The 18114-nt window shown below is 73.9% G+C and carries 9 protein-coding genes; 6 read left to right on the forward strand and 3 right to left on the reverse strand.

The features are described 5' to 3' along the window. Window positions 1-492: 492 nt before the first annotated feature. Window positions 493-3183 (forward strand): alkaline phosphatase family protein, encoded by a 2691-nt coding sequence (locus ABH931_RS18310; protein ID WP_370114503.1) that lies wholly within the window; start codon window positions 493-495, stop codon window positions 3181-3183. 26 nt (window positions 3184-3209) lie between these two features. On the opposite strand, the gene ABH931_RS18315 is transcribed toward ABH931_RS18310, so the two are convergent. Continuing rightward, window positions 3210-4058, reverse strand: a complete 849-nt coding sequence (locus ABH931_RS18315; RefSeq protein WP_370114505.1) for a serine peptidase — start codon at window positions 4056-4058, stop codon at window positions 3210-3212. After that, window positions 4058-8602, reverse strand: coding sequence for a hypothetical protein (locus tag ABH931_RS18320; RefSeq protein ID WP_370114507.1), 4545 nt, complete (start codon window positions 8600-8602; stop codon window positions 4058-4060). The genes ABH931_RS18315 and ABH931_RS18320 overlap by 1 nt, the downstream gene beginning before the upstream one ends. Window positions 8603-8800: 198 nt before the next feature. Between ABH931_RS18320 and ABH931_RS18325 the strand changes: the two genes are divergently transcribed. The 5 genes from ABH931_RS18325 to fxsT are packed head-to-tail and all read left to right on the forward strand — an operon-like array spanning window position 8801 to window position 16835. Continuing rightward, window positions 8801-8983: a hypothetical protein gene (locus tag ABH931_RS18325; protein WP_370114509.1), complete on the forward strand. Its 183-nt coding sequence runs from the start codon at window positions 8801-8803 to the stop codon at window positions 8981-8983. 13 nt (window positions 8984-8996) lie between these two features. Continuing rightward, window positions 8997-10151 (forward strand): FxsB family cyclophane-forming radical SAM/SPASM peptide maturase, encoded by a 1155-nt coding sequence (locus tag ABH931_RS18330; RefSeq protein ID WP_370114511.1) that lies wholly within the window; start codon window positions 8997-8999, stop codon window positions 10149-10151. Further along, the gene (locus ABH931_RS18335; RefSeq protein ID WP_370114513.1) at window positions 10148-11647 is read left to right on the forward strand and encodes an HEXXH motif domain-containing protein; all 1500 of its coding nucleotides are present in this window, start codon (window positions 10148-10150) and stop codon (window positions 11645-11647) included. Before ABH931_RS18330 ends, ABH931_RS18335 begins: the two co-directional genes overlap by 4 nt. Continuing rightward, a complete protein-coding gene (fsxC, locus tag ABH931_RS18340) occupies window positions 11644-12867 on the forward strand; it encodes an FxsC protein (protein ID WP_370114515.1) in 1224 nt (407 codons plus the stop codon). Before ABH931_RS18335 ends, fsxC begins: the two co-directional genes overlap by 4 nt. Beyond that, on the forward strand, window positions 12864-16835 hold the full coding sequence (gene fxsT / locus ABH931_RS18345) for an FxSxx-COOH system tetratricopeptide repeat protein (protein ID WP_370114517.1): 3972 nt from the start codon (window positions 12864-12866) through the stop codon (window positions 16833-16835). Before fsxC ends, fxsT begins: the two co-directional genes overlap by 4 nt. A gap of 37 nt (window positions 16836-16872) precedes the next feature. On the opposite strand, the gene ABH931_RS18350 is transcribed toward fxsT, so the two are convergent. Beyond that, window positions 16873-18114, reverse strand: a complete 1242-nt coding sequence (locus ABH931_RS18350; protein ID WP_370114519.1) for a toll/interleukin-1 receptor domain-containing protein — start codon at window positions 18112-18114, stop codon at window positions 16873-16875.

An 18114-nucleotide genomic window follows, 5' to 3' on the forward strand; every position in this document is an offset into this window, starting at 1 on the left:
GCAGTCTAGAGGACGGGGGCGGCGACGAGACGATCAGGTGAGCCGGTCAGGAGCAGGGGCGCTTGCCGTGGTTCGCGCCCTTCCTGCGGGCCTTCTTCTTCCGACGACGCCTGGACGACATGGCGGCTCCTCTCGCTGGGACGGCCCCTGTTCCACGCTCGCACAGGACCTGGTCCGCGGCATCTCGGGCCGGTCCACAGGACTGGACCACCACGGCGGGGCGAACAGACGCGGAAGTCGGCGCTCCGCTCGGCCAACTGACCGGCGCCTCCGGTTCACCTGCGTCCCCCGCCCACGCTCCGCTCAGGCACCACCAGGCCCCCTGCGCCCGCCATGCACCGATCAAACCGAGACAATTCCGGACGCACCCACCAACTCCTGTACCGAGCAGCCCCGTTCCGCACATTCGTGCCCGCTCCCCCTGACGTTCTCATCCGCTTCGCCTGGCCCCGGCACAGTCCCAACAGGTCACCGGTCACAAGGAGCCAGGTCATGCGGATTCGCACCATGAGCCGACGGGCAGTGGTCCTCACCTCCACCGCGACCGTGCTCGCGCTGGGCGCGGGGGCGACGTTCGCCGTCGGCGGCTTCGGCAACACCCCCCTGGGCACCAAGCGGGTCGGGCGCCAGGCCGACGGGTCGTACCTGACCCAGACCGGCCAGTTCGTCACGCCCGTCGGCGACGTCATCAAGGAGAACGGCCGCCCCTTCGGCCTGGCGCTGCGCCCCGACGGGAAGACGGCGGCGGCCCTGGACTCCGGCGGCCTCACCCCGAGCCTCGTGACGGTCTTCGACCTGGTCCACCACAAGGTCCTGCAGCAGGCCGGCTACGGCCTGATCTCCGACGGCGGCATCGCGTACTCCCCCGACGGAAAGCACCTGTGGGCGGCCCAGCCGGGCAACCTGCTGCGCTGGTCCGTCAACGCCAACGGCACGCTCGCCCCCCATCCGCTGCGGGTGCCGATGCCGGGCTCGGGCGGGCGCCAGGCCGTCCCCGCCGGCCTGGCCTGGGCGCCGGACGGCAGCCTGCTGGTGACGCTGAGCGGCGACAACACCCTCGCCGTGGTGGACCCCGTCCACGCCCGGGTGCTGCGGCAGATCCGCGTCGGCAACGACCCGAACAGCGTCGTGGTGGCCGGCGGCAAGGCCTACGTGAGCAACCAGGGCGGACGCCCCGCGCGTCCCGGGGACAGCACGGACACCTCGTACGGAACCGCGATCGTCACCGACGGCAACGCCGCGCCCGGCACCGGAACGGTCTCCGAGGTCGACCTGCACGCCGGGCGCGAGGTGCGGACCTTCGCCGTGGGTCTGGAGCCGAGCGCGCTGCTGACCGTCGGGGCGGACGTGGTCGTGGCCGACACCGACGACGACAGCGTGACCACCATCGACACCGCCGCGCAGCGGCTCGGCCGCACCTTCAGCGCCGACCCGGCACCCGGGGCGCCCTACGGGGCGCAGCCCAACGGCCTGGCCATGCTGGACGCGACGCATCTCGCGGTCAGCCTGGGCAGGGACAACGCGGTGGCCGTCTACACCTACCACGACGCCTACACGCAGCCCGCCTTCGAGGGGCTCATCCCGACCGGCTCGTTCCCCACCGGGATCGCCGAGGACCGGCAGCTGGGGCGGCTGGTCGTGGCGAGCGAGCAGGGCCTGGGCTCGGTCGGGCCGAGCAGCACGGTCCTCGAGGGCCCCGGCACCAAGCCGGCGACGGGACAGCTGGGTTACAACTTCGTCGGCACGGTGCAGAGCGTCGCGACTCCGACGGCCCGTCAGATGGCCACCTACACGCAGCAGGTGTTCAAGAACAACCAGTGGAACGGCCTCCAGCAGCGCAACCAGCCCGGGGACGGCAGCGCCGCCCCGGTCGCCGTGCCCCTGCGGGTCGGTGACCCGTCGACGATCAAGCACGTCTTCTTCATCGTCAGGGAGAACCGCACCTACGACCAGGAGCTGGGCGACGTCAAGCGCGGCAACGGCGATCCGGCGCTGGCGCAGTTCGGCCGCCAGGTCACACCCAACGCCCACGCGCTGGTGGCCCGGTTCCCGCTGATCGACAACCTCTACTCGGACGGCACCGACTCCGCCGAGGGCCACCACTGGCTGGACCAGGCGTTCGTCAACAACTACCTGCAGCAGATGTACGGCAACTACACCCGCTCCTACCAGACCGTCGACCCGCTCAGCGACGTGAAGACCGGCTGGATCTGGGACGACGCACTGGCGCACGGCAAGTCGGTGGTCAACTGGGGCGAGCAGATGGACAGTTACGTCGACGCCGCCGGAAAGCTCACTCCGTCCGGGAGTTGGCCCTCCTGGTACCACGACGCGCAGGTGCTGGAGGGCAAGGCCGCCGGTCCGCTGGACCACCCGCTGGGCAGCTACACCGTCAAAACGGACATCCCCTCGCTGGCGCGGATCACCCGGCCCGACTTCCCCAACTTCGACCTGAACATCCCCGACCAGTACCGGGCCGACCTGTTCCAGCAGGACTTCGCCCAGTACGTGAAGAACGGCGACCTGCCGGACCTGAACATGATGTGGCTGATGAACGACCACACGGAGGGCACCAACCCCGGCGGCCTGACGCCGCGCGCACACGTGGCCGACAACGACCTGGCGCTGGGCCGGATCGTGGACACGATCTCGCACAGCCCGTACTGGAAGGACTCGGCGATCTTCGTGATCGAGGACGACTCCCAGTTCGGCGTGGACCACGTGGACGGCCACCGCAACATCGCCATGGTCATCAGCCCCTACGCCAAGCCCGGCGCGGTCGTCGACGACTACTACAGCCAGCTGAACTTCATGCGCACGATCGAGCAGATCCTCGGCCTGCCGCCGATGAACCAGGAGGACCTCACGGCGGAGCCGATGTTCGACGCGTTCACGAACACGCCCGACCTCACGCCCTACACCCACCTGCCCAACGCCGTTCCGCTCACCGAGAAGAACCCCAGGCCCGCGGCCGCGGGCAACGCCGCGGCGCAGGCCTGGGCCCAGTGGTCGGCGAAGCAGGACTACGCCCACGAGGACATGATCAACATGGCCCAGGAGAACCGGGACATCTGGTACTCCACCAACGGGTTCGCGGCGCCCTACCCGGGCGACTCCTCGGTCCTCCTCCCGGACCAGGTCCCCGGCGCCGGCCCGGCGCCCACCGGCGACACCGACGGCTGAGCTGCCAGCTCCCGAAGAACCGGCCGTCAGCCGCGCAGGGCGGTGACGGTCCTCCCGGAGGCCAGGTACGAGCCGAGCGTGTGGAAGTCCAGCCGCCCGATCGAGGTCTCGTCGTGCTCGTCCACGGGAAACCGGTCACCGAGACGGCGCGGCACGGCGACCAGGTCGCCGCGGTCCGCGAGGTTGACCCAGCGCCCGACGCCGGGCGGACGGGAGCCGCGGCCCTGCCGTGGGGCCGGGTCGAGCGCCTCGAAGAGGCCCCCGGAGAGGCCGAGCGGCGAACCGAGCGTGATCAGCAACGGCACCTCGAGGTCCGGATGGGCGTGCAGCGCCTCGTAGGTGACGACCGAGCCGAGGGAGTGCGCCAGCACGACACGGGGGCGGACGCGCCGGATCGTCTCGGCGACGCGGTCACGGGCGGCCCGGCGACGGGGCGGGTGGGTCAGGTAGACGGAGACCTCGCGGGCCAGGGCGACGCCGACGCGCCCGAGGAGCTCCGCGGCGACACCGTGCCGCGCGGAGAGCCAGTGCAAGGCCTGGCGGAACGGCATAGTCGCCCGGCCCTGGGCGTCGGTGCCCTCCGGCGCGCCCAGGGCCCGCAGCCACGCGGCGCAGAGCTCCGCCTCCGGCTCGCTGAGCCGTTCCGGGTCCTCGTCCCCGGGCCCCTGGGCCTCCAGATCGGCGGCGGTGAGCAGGTGGGCGTAGTAGGCGACGGTCAGTGCGGGGACCGGCTCCGCGCCCAGGCCGGCGGCCCGGTACCCGTCGGCGAGCCGGGTCTGCCAGTCGGCGGCGAGGACGGCGGCGGCCTGCTCCGGCGTGCAGCCGCGCTGCAGGTTGCCAATGCCGTGCACGGCCACCAGGGCGTTCGGCTCCATCAGCTCCCACTCCCTTCCGGGTGATCGCGCCAGGCGAGGAAGGCGACTTCGGGACCGAAGCCGGCCAGGACACCCTCGGGGCAGAGCACCAGGGGCCCGAGGGCCAACGGGAAGGCGAGCAGGCCGTCGACCGCCGGCTCGGCGGCGGCAAGGCGCAGCAGGCGAACGTCCCCGTCCGCGCCGACGGCGGCCACCCGCGCGGGAGCGTCGCCCTCGGCGTCGAGCGTGTGCAGGGCGGTGACCGGTGCGTCGAGCACGCCGAGGACGACCCGGTCCGGCGCGTCCGTCAGCCGCCACAGGCGCACCACACCGTCCCGGCCGCCGGTCACGGCGTGCGGCGTCCCGGCGGTGTGCACCAGGGCGACCGCGGTGACCGGCCCGTCGTGCCCGGCCAGGCGGTGACGCGGCGAGCCGCTGCCGAGGTCCCAGACGCGGGCCTCGCCGGAGCCGCCCGCGAGCACGGCCCAGCGGCCCGCCGCCGCCAGGGCGACCGGACCCGCGCCGCCTGGGGCGCCGAGCACGTGGCGGAGGGCTCCGTCGTTCGGCGCGCCGAGGTCCCACACGACCGCGCGTCCGTCCCGGTCGGCGGTGACGGCATGGGAGCGGCCGTCGATCAGGGTGGTCGCCGCGGCCGTGACCGGCGCGCGGTGGCGGTTCAGGGTGCGGCGCAGTGTGCCGTCGCTCAGGTCCCACAGGCGCACGATCCCGCCGGGCCCCGCAGTCAGGGCGCAGGGCCACCCGTCCACCGCCACCGTGCACAGGACGGGTTCGCGCGAGCCTGCCAGAGTGGCGCCGGGGCGTCCGTCGGTGAGGTCCCACAGCCGGCCCCCGCCACCCGCCCCGAGCACGACGGCGTGCGGGCGCCCGTGGACGGTGGTGACGCGGAGCGCAGCCGGCTGGTCCCCGCCCGGACCGGCCAGGGTGCGACGGAGCGTGCCGTCGCTCAGGTCGCGCAGGTGCAGCAGGCCGTCGGCGTCCGCGGTGACGGCGTGCGCCCGGCCGTCGAGGTCGCACACGGCGGCGGCCACCACCGTCGCCCGGTGCCCGGGGAGCGGCGGGGCGGCCGGGTCCCCCGCCCGGGCACCGGCCGGGAGGGACCACGCGCGGGCGACGCCGTCCGCACCGGCCGTCAGCACCTGCGTCGCGCCCTCGCCGGTCCAGGCGGCGAGGGAGGTCACGGCGCCCTCGTGACAGCGGTGCGTGGCGGCGAGCGCTCCCTCGGGCAGTGTCCAGAGCCGGACCGTGCCGTCCTCGCCCGCCGAGACGAGCCGCGACCCGTCGTCGCTCTCCGGCACCGTCAGCGCGGTCACCGGACCCTCATGACCGGACAGCACCGCGCCGGGCCTGCCGTCGGCGAGCGACAGGAGCCGGATCCGCCCCTCGTCGTCGCAGACGGCCACCTGTGTCTCTCCGTCGACCCGCAGCGTGGTCAGCACCGTGTCCGGGCCGACGGCGCCGGGCAGACGGAACCTCGGGGCTCCCCCCGGCAGCTCCCAGGCCCGGACCGCGCCGTCCTGACACGCGGCGGCCGCCACGGCGGTCCCGTCCGCCAGGACGCCGACGGCCAGCGCGGTCATCCGGCCCGACCCCCGGCAGACGGCCCGGGTCCGGCCGTCGTCGAGGTCCCAGCACCGCACCGTCCCGTCCGACCCCGCACTCACCACCTGCGGACGCCCCGCCACAGCCACCACCGCAAGGGCCCTCACCGCGCCCTGATGGCCCACCAGGGCCCGCACCAACCGCCCGCTCGCCAGATCCCGGACCCCGACCGCACCGTCCCGGTCGGCCACCAGTGCCACGGCGGTCCCGTCCGCGAGGGTGCCGACACACAGCGCCGTCACGCCCCCACGGCCCCGGTGGACGACCCGCATCCGGCCGTCGCCGAGGTCCCAGCACCGCACCGTCCCGTCCGACCCCGCACTCACCACCTGCGGACGCCCCGCCACAGCCACCACCGCAAGGGCCCTCACCGCACCCTGATGGCCCACCAGGGCCCGCACCAACCGCCCGTCCGCCGGATCCCAGACCCGGACGGTGCCCGACAGGTCGGCCGTCAGGGCGCTGCGGACGCCGTCGAGCACGGCCGTCGCCGACGCCGTGACGCGGCCCTCGTGCCCGGCCATGGTCTGCCGCAGCGCCGCGTCGGTCATGCCGTTGGTGGCCCAGCGCGGCAACGCGACCGGCAGGGCGCCGTTGACCGGTTCGTCGCCGAGCGCCCGGAGCAGGTCGGTCCGGCCCCAGCGGGCGGCGTCGACGGCGAGCACCGCACGCGTGGTCTCCGGTCCCGCCGGTCGTCGGTCCGCCGACGTCCGCAGCACCGCCGCGCAGGCCCGTGCCTGCGGGGAGGAGGCGTGGTGCAGGTGGCCGGCGAGAGCGCCCGGGCCGGCGTGGACGAGGTAGCCGGGGTCGGTGATCAGCGCGTCCAGGGCTCCGTCCCGCTGTCCCCCGGCGGTGGCGTGGTCCGCCGCGTGGCGCAGCAGGTACGGCGGCGCCAACTCCCAGCCGTCGGCTGCGAAGACCGTGCGCAGCCGCTGGTGGACCACCGCCTCCGCGCCGGCGGCGGCCTGCCTGAGCTGCTCGGCGAGCCGCTGGTGGAAGAACCGGTACAGCCGGCGGCCGTCCGTGTCCGTGCCGCCGCGCAGGTAGAAGGCGGCGGCGTTGAGCGCCGCGCGGACCTCCTTCTGGTCGGGTCCGGTGGCGGTGCCCTCCGGGGCGAAGACCGGCGCCAGGGTGCGGATCACGTCGAAGGGCATGCCCTCGCCGAAGCCGTGGGCCACGGCCGACAGCACCGGACGCAGCCAGGGCTGGTCCCGCTCGGCCGGGCCCAGGTGCAGGTCGAGCATGCCGGCGAGGTCCGTCGGCAGGGCCGCCTCGACCTCCTTCGGCGTCAGCGGCTGCTCCAGGGAACAGAGATGGGCCGCCATGAGCCCGGCCGTCAGGAACCCGCCGCTCTCGCGGGAACGGGCCAGCCGCGCGGCCAGCCCGACGCAGACGGCTCGGCGCAGGTCCTGCCGGGCACGGTACCCGGGCGCGTGCCAGAGCAGTTCCTCCAGGTAGTCCGTCAGCTCCTGCTCCAGGCGGGCGGTCGGCACCTGGTCCAGGTCCACCAGGACGCCCTCGCGCGCCGCGGTGGCGAGCAGCGCGTCGAACCCGTCCGGCCGAACCGCCACCGCCACCCGGCAGAGCGGTGCCGCCGCCACCAGCGGCAGCAGCACCTCGGCGACCACGCGCTCGGGCTGCTCCGCCTCGTCGAGCGCGTCGACCACCACCACGGCCGCCCGCCCGAGCCGCTCGACGAGCGCCGCGGCGGTCCATCCCCAGACCGGCTCGGCGCCGAGCCCGAGCTGTGCGGCGACCGAGGCCAGCACCTGACGCGCACTCAGCCCGCGTGCGTGCACGGCCGCCAGCCGCGGCTGGGGCTGCGGCCGCCGCGCGACCCGGATGCGGTTGTGCACGGGCGTGCTGACGGCGCTGCGGCTCAGCTCCGGGTGGGCGAGGCAGACGGTCACCCCCAGCAGCGCCGACTTGCCCGCCCCGGGTCCGCCGCCGAGCACCAGCAAGGGCGGCGCGTCGCCCCCGGCGTCGTCGAGCCAGCCCACGATCCGGGCCAACTCGGCCTCGCGTCCGGTGAACAGACAGCCGGAGACGGGCTGCCCGCCCGAGGCGCGGGAGAAGAAGTGCACCGGATCCAGGCCGCGGTCCGTCTCCGCCGCGATCTGCCACAGGGCGTGCTCGACCTGGCGGTTCAGCAGGGCCGCGGGATCGCCCGAGTGGTTCGGATTGGCGAAGAAGGGCGGTATCTCGGCCACCGCCTGGGTGCGCGCGGTGCGCAGCACCGTCTGGGTGAACCCGTCGCCGTCCGGCGGGGCGAGCCGGAGCAGCTCGCGGTGGATCTCCTCGGCCAAGGTCTCCACCGGTACGTGGGGCAGGAAGGGGGACACGTCCAGCCAGCCCTCGCGCAGCCGGTCCAGCACGGTCGCGGTCGCCCGGGTGAACCGCGCGCCGTAGGACCGCTCGTCCTCGGCGCAGGCGGCGATGACCCAGGCCCGACGGTGCACCGAGACCTGCTGCACCAACTGGTGCACGACCGCGCGCCCGGCCCCGCAGACGTCCAGCAGCACCAGGGTGTACGGGGCCGCCTCGGTGTTCTCGACCTCGTCGAGCCACTGGTGCACAGCGAGGGCGGTCTCCGGAAGCCGCCGCGGATCGGTGTCCCTGACCGGCACATAGAGGGTCGCGGCCGTCCCGCCGGGCACCCCGTGCCCGGCGAGGTGGACGACCAGGGGCGACCGCGCCGCTGCGGCTCCGTTCAGGGAACGTCGCCAGGCCGCCTCGACGGGGCGCCGCCCCTGGTCGATCAGCAGACCCCCGGGCGGCAGCAGCACCCCGGGCAACCGGCCCAGAGCCCGCTCCAGCCGGCCCATCTCCTCGCGCACGGAGGGCAGGCCCGGATAGGCCGCGGCAGGGCGCGACGGGTCCCACTCCCCGGTCGGAGCGGCCCCGAAGTCGGCAAAGCCCACCAGCAACGCGTGCGTCAACTGCACCCCCCACACCCGCCGGTGAGTCTAGGCGAGTCGCGCGGGCCCGCGGAACAGCGCACGCCCGCAGCAATCCGGCCCTTTTCGTCGCGGACGCGGCAACGTTCTGCGGGCGATCTGTTCGGACTTCCGACGATGTGCTTCTCTGGTCGCGGAGCCGTGTGCCGCACGGCCCACCGGACGGCAACGTGGGGGACGACGCTGATGCAGGGGCCCGGGCCGCAACTCGACATCGTGACGGACATCCCCGACGTGGCCGGGATCGGTTGGGAGGCGCTGGAGCGCCTGCCCCTGTCCGCTCTCACCGAGTCCGCGCGAAGGATCCTGCGGGATGCGGAAGGCGGATCCGCTCCCCTCGTCTCCTTCCAGTCGGGGCTCGACGACTGACCCGGGGGCGACCATGCCGGACGGCTCGATCCCCTTGCGCCAGTTCGTCGTCAAGGTGCACGGGCTGTGCAACCTGGCCTGCGACCACTGCTACGTCTACGAGTTGCGCGACACGCGCTGGCGTGCCCGGCCCGCGGTGATGGCGGAGCCGACGATGCGCCGGCTGGTCGCACGGATCGCCGAACACGCGCACCGCCACCGGCTTCCCGAGGTCTCGGTCCTGCTGCACGGCGGCGAGCCGTTCCTGGCCGGCCGCACGCGCGTCGACCTGCTCTGCCGTCTGCTGCGCGAGGCGCTCGCGGACGGGCCGCGCCTGCGGCTGTCCGTCCAGACCAACGGCACACTGCTGAACGAGCCGTGGCTGGAGCTGTGCCACCGGCACGACATCAGGGTGGGCGTCAGCCTCGACGGCGCGGCCGCCCACAACGACCTGCACCGCCGCCGCCGCAACGGCACCAGCACCCACGCGGCGGTGGAGCGCGGCCTGCGCCTGCTGCGACAGCCCGAACACCGGGACCGTTACGCGGGGTTGCTGTGCACGGTCGATCTGCGCAACCCGCCGGCCGAGACCTACCGGGCGCTGCTGGAGCACGAACCGCCGGTGATCGACCTCCTCCTGCCGCACGCCACCTGGCAGTTCCCGCCCCCTGGTCACGACCCGGCCCAGCGCCCTTATGCCGCCTGGCTGCTGGCCGTCTTCGCGGAGTGGTACCGGACGGACGCCGCACCACCCACCCGAATCCGGTTCTTCGAGGACCTGCTGGACCTCTCACTGGGCGGCGCCCCCCGCACGGAGGTCGTGGGCGGCGGCCCGGCCGGCTTCGCGGTCGTCGAGACGGACGGCTCGATCCATCTGGGAGACGCCTACCGTGCCGTGTTTGACGGAGCATCAGAGAGCGGGCTCGACATCCGGACGGCCGACTTCGACCGCGTCGTCGACGACCCCGGCTTCGCCGAAGCACGCCTCGGACGTGCCGGGCTCGCCCCCGAATGTCAGGCATGTCCGGTCATGGATCTGTGCGGGGGCGGCATGCGGGCGCATCGTTACCGGCCCTCAACCGGTTATCGCAATCGGAGTGTGTACTGTGCCGATCTGATGGAGACGGTCACCGTGGTGCGGGACCGGGTTCGGTCCGATCTCGCACCGCTGTTGGAGGGGCTGCGGTGAAGGGGGTCGCGCTGCATGCGATACGGCCGGAGGCGATCGACGATCTGGCGGTCGGCAGGCTGCCCGCCGACCTGGTCGAGGCACTGCGCACGGCCGAGCTCAGCAGACGCCTGATCAGCCTGCGCTGCATCCAGGACCTGGCCCGGCGCCGGGCCCCCGGGCCCTGGCGCGCGGCGCGGGCCGACCTCGCCTGGGAACTGTTCCGGGCCGCGGACCAGGCCGACCGCTCCGCCCTGCACGACACGCTGCGCCACCCCCCGACGGGTGCGCTGCTCGGCCGGCTGCTCCGCACCCTGAACCGGCTGCCCGACCGGCCCGCCGACGAGCCCCCACCCGACCTGCGGGCGGACCTGGACGGCCTGCTCCGGCTGGCCGTGGCCGCGTCCTTACGCGCCGGCCTGCCGGTGAACGCCGAGCTGCCGGCCCGGCGGGGCACCGTCCCACTGCCGACCTGGGGCGTGGCCGTCCTCCCCGGGCCCACCGACCGCCTCCGGGTGGACGCCGGCCGACTGCGGCTGCCCGGACACCCCGGCTCGCTCGGGCTGGACGCGGAGGACCACCTGCCCGAACCCGCCCACCCCGGCTTCACCTGGTCCCCGGTCCGCCGGATCGACCTCGGCCCGAGCCGACGCCCCGACGCCGACCCCGACAGCCGGGACGGCGCCCACGCGCGGCTCTCGCTCCTCATCGAGGACGGCGATCCCGACCGGGACGTCTACGGCTTCGCCGTCACCGACCGCCTGACGCGGGACGAGCTCGCCTCCTGGGCGTACTCGCTCGGTCGCGCCTGGAAGCTGCTCGGCACCCACCACCCGGCGCGCGCCGCCGTCTGCGGCGCACTCCTGCACGCCCTGGTCCCGCTGGTCCAGGCCGGCCCACGGTCCAGCTCCACCGCGCGCGAGCTGCTCGGGGCGGTCGCGCTCTCCTGGACCGACGACCCGCTGCTGCTCGCCGACTCGCTCGTGCACGAGGTCAGCCATCTGGCCCTGGGTGGGCTGACCGGCCTGGTCGACCTGCACGATCCCGAGGACGAGGGCCGCTATCAGGTCGGCTGGCGCCCCGACCCGCGTCCGATCGGCGCGGTGCTGCAGGGCCTGTACGCACACGTCCAAGTGGTCGACTTCTGGCAGCGGCAGCGCGGGCTGCTGCCGCCCGGCGAGGCCGCCCGCGCCGACCTCGCGTACGCCCGGCTGTACCCCCAAGTCATCGGCGCACTGCGGATGCTGGCCGACTGTCCGGCGCTCACGACGACCGGACGGCGGCTCTGCGCGGGCATGGCGGACCTCGCGGCCGAGTGGCCGGCACCCGCCGGCGCAATCGACCAGGGTACCGGCAGACCGCCGGCATCACGGAACGTATCAGCACATCCGGGTGAATCCCGGACATCCCCGGCCAAGTCCACGCAGGCCGCAGCCGAGCGGGTGGTTTACTCGGGCCGCAATCGATCGTGGGGTCCGTCGGAGGTTCGGACGTCCCCGAGTTGGGAGTCCTCGTGAAGCGCCGCCTGTTCTTCCTGAGCCACGTCAGAGGCGCGGACGACGGATGGGTCGCGCAGTTCTTCCACGACCTCTCCACGGCCGTCTCCGGGCTGACCGGACTTCCTCCCGACACGATGGGCCTGCGGGCCGACCCGACCTCGCGCGAGGCTCCGCTGGAACTGATGCGGCAGGCGGTGACCCTCGTCGCCCTGGAGACGCCGCAGTACCACCTGCGCAGCTACTGCCGGGCCGAGTGGGACTACTTCCGGCAGCGCGCCGAGGTCCAGCGCTCCCGCACCGGTCGGGCCACCGACGCCATCGTTCCGGTCAACTGGGTTCCAGTCACGGCGGGTTCGGGCGGAACGGAGGTGGCGGCGGCGCCTCCCGGCAGCGCCGGTGAGCGCTCCTGGCCGCCTCCGTTGACCGTCGCGCACCCCGCCTACGCCAAGGACGGGCTGCTGCACCTGCTCCGGCTCGGCGCCAGGTTCCAGCCGGTCTACGAGGACGTGGTGGCGACCCTGGCCGCCAGGCTCGCCCGCAGACGGCACGAGACCCTGCCCGACCTGGACGGCTTCTCCGTCGTCCCCGCCACCCGCCCGGCCCAGCGGGTCGGCGCCGCCCCGGGGGTGAGCGTGGTCGTGGCGGCCCCCGACCGCGCCGGCCTGCCCGAGGACCGCCGCTCCCACCAGTACTACGGCGCCTCGCCGCTCGACTGGTCGCCGTACCACCCCGAACAGCCGCGCTCCCTGGTCACCCTCGTCGAGGAGACGGCGGCCGACCTGGAGCTGAACTCCGAGGTGGTGCCGCTGGACGCACCCGCCGCCCAGGACCTGGGCGAGACGGACGAGGACGAGCGGTTCGTCGTGCTGCTGATCGACGCCTGGGCGGCCACGCTGGGACGGCAGCGGCAGCTGCTCGCGCCCCTGGACGCGCGGGCCCCCGGGTCCACCGCGGTGCTGGAGCCGCGCAGCGACCTGGACGCCGAGTCCGCCGCGCACGGCACCGACCTGGACCGGGCGCTCGACCAGGCGCTCCCGCGGCTCCGTGAGGCCGGCAGCGCCGACCTGCTGCGCCGCTGGGGCCTGCCCGACCCCGACGAGTTCATCGTGGCTCTGCGCCGGGCCCTGGTGTCCGCGCAGAACGACGCCCTCAAGACCACCGCGAACCGCGTCGACCCCGGCGTCCTCCCGGCCGCCCGCTTCGGCTCGCTTCCCCAGCTCGGAAAGTTCACCTCATGACGCAGCGCGAGGACACCGCGGGCAAGACCCGGCGGGGCACGGTGGTCACGTTCTACTCGTTCAAGGGCGGGACCGGCCGCACCATGGCCCTGGCCAACGTGGCCTGGATCCTGGCCAGCGCCGGCCGGCGGGTCCTGACCATGGACTGGGACCTGGAGGCGCCCGGCCTCCATCGCTACTTCTTCCCGCTGCTGGGCGACCCCGGCCTGGACTCCACCCCCGGCCTGATCGACCTGGTGCGCGACTTCGACCAACTGGCCGTCAAACCGCAGTCCTACACCGAACTGCGCGAACTGGCCCGGGTGGACCGCTACGCCTCCTCGCTGCGCCACGAGTTCCCCGCCGGCGGCTACATCGACTACGTCTCGCCGGGCCGGCAGACGCCGGAGTACTCGCGCACCGTCAACACCTACGACTGGCGCGGGTTCTACGAGGCGCGCGGCGGAAGCCAGTTCCTCGACGCCCTGCGCGACGACATGCGCGAGCGCTACGACTACGCGCTGATCGACAGCCGCACCGGCTTCAGCGACACCTCCGGCATCACCACCGTCCAGCTGCCGGACGTCCTGGTCAACTGCTTCACCTTCAACACCCAGGCGATCAACGGCGCCGCCGCGATCGCCAAGGACGTGCGCCGGCAGGCGTCGCAGGTCCGCATCCTGCCGGTGCCGATGCGCGCCGAGGACGCGGAGCAGCGCAAGCTGGAGATCAGCCGGGACTTCGCCCGCAGCCAGTTCCGGGACATCATGCCCGAGTTGAGCGACGCCGAGGTGGAACGGTACTGGGGCGACGTGGAGGTCCCCTATCGGACCTTCTACGCCTACGAGGAGACCCTGGCCACCATCAACGACCGGTCCCACCAGGCGGGCAGCCTGCTCTCCGCCTACGAGCGGCTCACCTCCCTGATCACCGGCGGAGACGTCACCGCCCTGCGCCAGCTCCCGGAGGACCAGCGGGACCGGCTGCAGAAGCGCTTCGAGCGGGACCGGCCCGCCGCCTCGAAGCAGGTCACCAGCGTCCGGATCGACTTCGCCGTGCACGACCAGATGTGGGCGGAGTGGATCAAGGCCCAGCTGGAGGCCGAGGGGGTCGCCGTCCACCTCCAGGCGAGCAGCCCCAGCCCCGCGTTCGCCGCGACGACCGGCGCCGGGCAGCCGGACGCGGCCGACACCGTGATCGCCCTGCTCTCCCCCTCCTTCCGCAGCACCTCGGGCTTCGAGAACCTGCTGAAGCTGATCACCGACGGCGACCGCCGCGTGCTCGCGGTCCGGCCCGGCGAGTACGTGCCCGACCGGGATCTGAACCTGCGCAACGTCACCTTCGCCGGGTACGACGCCGAGGCCGCACGGGAGCAGCTGTACGCGCTGCTCAACCTGGGCACTCCCACCGGGCCCGTGGTGGAGACGGTGCGCTACCCGGCATCCCGGCAGAAGGCCAACAACACCCGGCACCGCAACAACGCCTTCACCGGCCGCGACGACGTGCTGGAGCGGGTGCGGACCGCGCTCGGGGCCGAGGCGCTGCAACCGGAGGGACCGGTCGGCACCGCGAACCTGTACGGCATCAGCGGCATGGGCAAGACCCAGATCGCCCTGGAGTACTCGCACCGCTTCGGCGCGCAGTACGACGTGATCTGGTGGGTGTCGTCCGACGAGCTGACGGGCGTGCCGGCCGCCGTGGCCGGGCTCGGCGAGCGCCTCGGCATCCCCGGGGCGACCGTGGCCGAACGGGTGCAGAACACCCTGGAGCAGCTCCACAGCGGCGCGCACGGCCGGTTCCTGCTGGTGTACGACAACGTCACCGAGACCGACCTGGACCTCGTGGAGGGTGCGGGCCCGCTGCACCTGCGCGACCACCTGCCGAGCCGCGGACCCGGCCACGTGCTGGTCACCTCCCGGCAGTCGGACGCACTGGCCCTGCGGCACAACTTCCATGTGGAGACCTTCGCCCGCGAGGAGAGCATCGCCCTGCTCAAGCGCCGGGCCCCCTCGCTCACCCGCGAGGACGCCTCCCGGGTCGCGGACGCGCTCGGCGACCTGCCGATGGCGGTCTCCCTGGCCGGCGCCTGGTTCCGGGCGGCGGCGATCTCGGTCGACGACTACCTCGACGAGCTCGCCGCACAGGTCAGCGCGGCGCTGTCGACGGTGGAGGTGCCTGAGCGGTCCAGTCTGATCGCCGCCTGGCTGCTCTCCTTCGAGGGCCTCCAGGCCAGGTTCCCCGCGGCTGCCCGGGTGCTGGAGGTGTGCGCGTTCATGGCGCCGGAGCCGGTGGCGGCCACGCTGCTCTACAACTCGGCGATGTGGGAGTACGCGGCGGAGGCCGACCCCAACGTCAGCGGCAACCGGATGATCTTCGCCCGGCAGATCGCCGCCCTGGGCAGCTATGCGATGGCCCGCACCGACCAGGGCAACTCCTCGATCCAGGTGCACCGCCTGCTCCAGGCGGCGGTGCGGGAGCGGCTGGCGACGGACCCCGAGCGGTTCGAGCAGACCCGCCGTCAGGCGCACCGGGTGCTGGCCACCGCGCACACCGCGCTGATCACCAACTTCGACGAGAACAGCCCGGACGCACGACGCCGCTACGCCGAACTGGCGCCGCACCTGCTGCCCTCGGGGGCCGCCGACAGCCCCGACGAGGCGGTGCGCCGGTGGATCATCGCCCAGGTGCGCAACGCCTGGCTGATCAACGACCACATCGGCGCGGTGGCGCTCGGCAGCCGGGTGCACGACGCCTGGGTCCACCGCTTCGGCGACGACCCGCTCACGCTCAAGATCGCGGCGCAGCTGGCCAACCCGCTGCGCTCGCTGGCGGAGTACGAACGCGCCCTGGAACTGGACCAGAGCACCCTGCGGCGACAGCGGGCCCACGATCTGCTCGGGCCCGACCACGAGGACACCCTGGTCAGCGCCCGGAACACGGCGGCCGACCTGCGGGGTCTGGGCCGCTACCAGGAGGCGTACGAGCTGGACCGGGAGACCTACGAGCGCTGCGTCGCGGTCTTCGGCGAGAACGACCCGGCCACGCTGTTCGCGGGGAACAACCTGGGGCTCTCGCTCAACGCGATCGGGCGGCCGCGCGAGGGCCTGCGCCAGCACCGCGACACCTACCAGCGGCGTCGTCAGTACAACGGCCTGCTCTCCCCGCTGACCTGGGGAACCGCCACCAACCTGGCCCAGGGCATGCGGGACAACGGGGAGTACGCCGCGTCCCAGCAACTGCTGCTGGAAACCCGCCGGCAGCTGATCCCGCTGGAGGGCGAGAACTCGCCCATGGTGCTGCGGGTCGACCGGTCGCTCGCGGTCACGCTGCGACGCCTGGGCGAGTACGACCAGGCCCTGGCCCTGAGCGACACCACGCACATGGCGTACCGGCAGCGCTTCGGCGCCGACCACCCGGACACCCTGGCCTCCCTGACCAACCTGGCCTGCGACCTCTACTACAGCAACGGCGGCGCCGAGGCGTCCGCCGAAGCGCGCCGCCGCGGCGAGCAGGCCTACCGCAGCTACCAGGAGTCGCTGGGCGCCGCGCACCCCTTCACCCTGGCCGCCGCGGCCAACCTCTCGCTCTTCCTGCGGGCAAACCAGGAGCCGTCGGCCGCACTGGAGTTGAGCACGCGGGCGCTGGGCGAACTGGAACTCGCGCTGTCGGCCCACCACCCCGCGACGGTCGTCTGCCGCTCCGGCCGGGCCGGAGCGCTGGCAGCCCTGGGCCGGCACGAGGAGGCGCTGGAGGAGGATGTGCGGGTCCTCCAGGGCTTCCGTCAGATCTTCGGCGACGAGCACCCGCGCTCCCTGGCGGCCGAGTACAACGTCGCACTGCAGCAGGGACTCGCGGGGGCGCCCGGCGCGGAGCAGGCGCTGGAGGGGGCGCTGGCACACCTGCACGCGCTGCTGGCGCCCACGTCGCCCACGCTGCGCGACGCGGAGGAGGGCCACCGGGTCGACTTCGACCTGGAGATGCCTCCGTGACCGACCCCGCTCCCCCGTCCGGGCGTCCCGGCAGCCTTCACGGCTGCTGCTGGGGCGCCCGCGGCGCGTAGCGGCGCACGAAGGAACGGATGGTCCGGTGCAGCTCGTCCTCCCGCTCCGGGGCCAACCCGGCCAGCCGTCGCTCGGACTCCGCCAGGGGCGGCCAGGCCTCACCAGGACCTGCACCCGCGGAGACGACGAAGAGGAAGAACAGGCCGACCGGGAACCGGGTGGTGAGCTCCGCGATCAGGCCGTGGTCGGGGAACTGCGGCACGATCGCCACGACCGGACCGAAGTCCCGCTCGTGCTCCCGCAGTTCCACCGGGTCGTCAAGACCGCGTTCGGCGAGCTGGTCGGCCACACCGTCCGCCAGATCCGCCGCGGGACCGACCGCCGCGGAGACGGGGACGACGAAGTGGTCCCAGGGCAGCGGGTCGTCGCTGGCCCGGTGGACGTAGCGGCGCGCCGTCTCGGTGCCGGCCGCGACCAGGACCGCGTAGCGCGGGCCGTGACTCGCCACGATCGACTGGATCCGCCGGGCGTCGGCGGTGGGGATCCGGGCGTGCACCAGGCTGAGCTCGATCACCTCGCGGGAGGGCTCGGCGGCGGGCAGCGGGAGCAGGTGCACCAGCGCGCTGCGCAGCGGATCCCCCTCGGGGGCGCTGGGCCGCTCGGCGAGCAGCCCGTCGGCCACGCGGGTGCGCAGCAGCGCCGGCAGCGGCGCCGGTGGCAGGGCCAGCGCGTCGGCGGCCCGGCCGAGCCGGATCTGGTCGACCCCCTCCAGCTGGTGGGCCACGTGCTGCTGCACCTTGGGCCCGCTCACCGCGGCCCGTAACAGTTCCAGCTGCGGCCCGAGCTCACGGCGCATGGCGTCCGGTGGATCACCGGTGCTCCACGAGACCAGCTGGCGTCGGGTCGGGCTGAGGGAGCCCAGGGGCCCGCGCACCAGCTCCTCGGTGGGCGCCTCGGGCAGCGTCACGATCATGATCGGGAAGGTGCCGTTGCGGTGCCGCAGTTCCGCCATCGCCAGCTCGTTCTGGACGTGCGGGGACGCCAGCGCGTGCGCGGAGAGGATCAGCAGGAACCCGTGCGCGGAGGCGACCCCGTCCGTGATGGCCTGCATCCACTCCTCGCCGGCGACGAGCGTCTGCTTGTCGACGATGACGGGCTGGCACCCCTGGCTCTCCAGCAGCTCCACCACGGCCCGGCGGGCGGGCCAGCAGGTGCAGCCGCACCCCTCGCGCTCACTGCGACTCAGGAATATCCGCGGCCCGGCCAT

Origin of the sequence: Streptacidiphilus sp. MAP12-33 (assembly GCF_041261265.1) — a bacterium.
Classification (GTDB): domain Bacteria; phylum Actinomycetota; class Actinomycetes; order Streptomycetales; family Streptomycetaceae; genus Streptacidiphilus.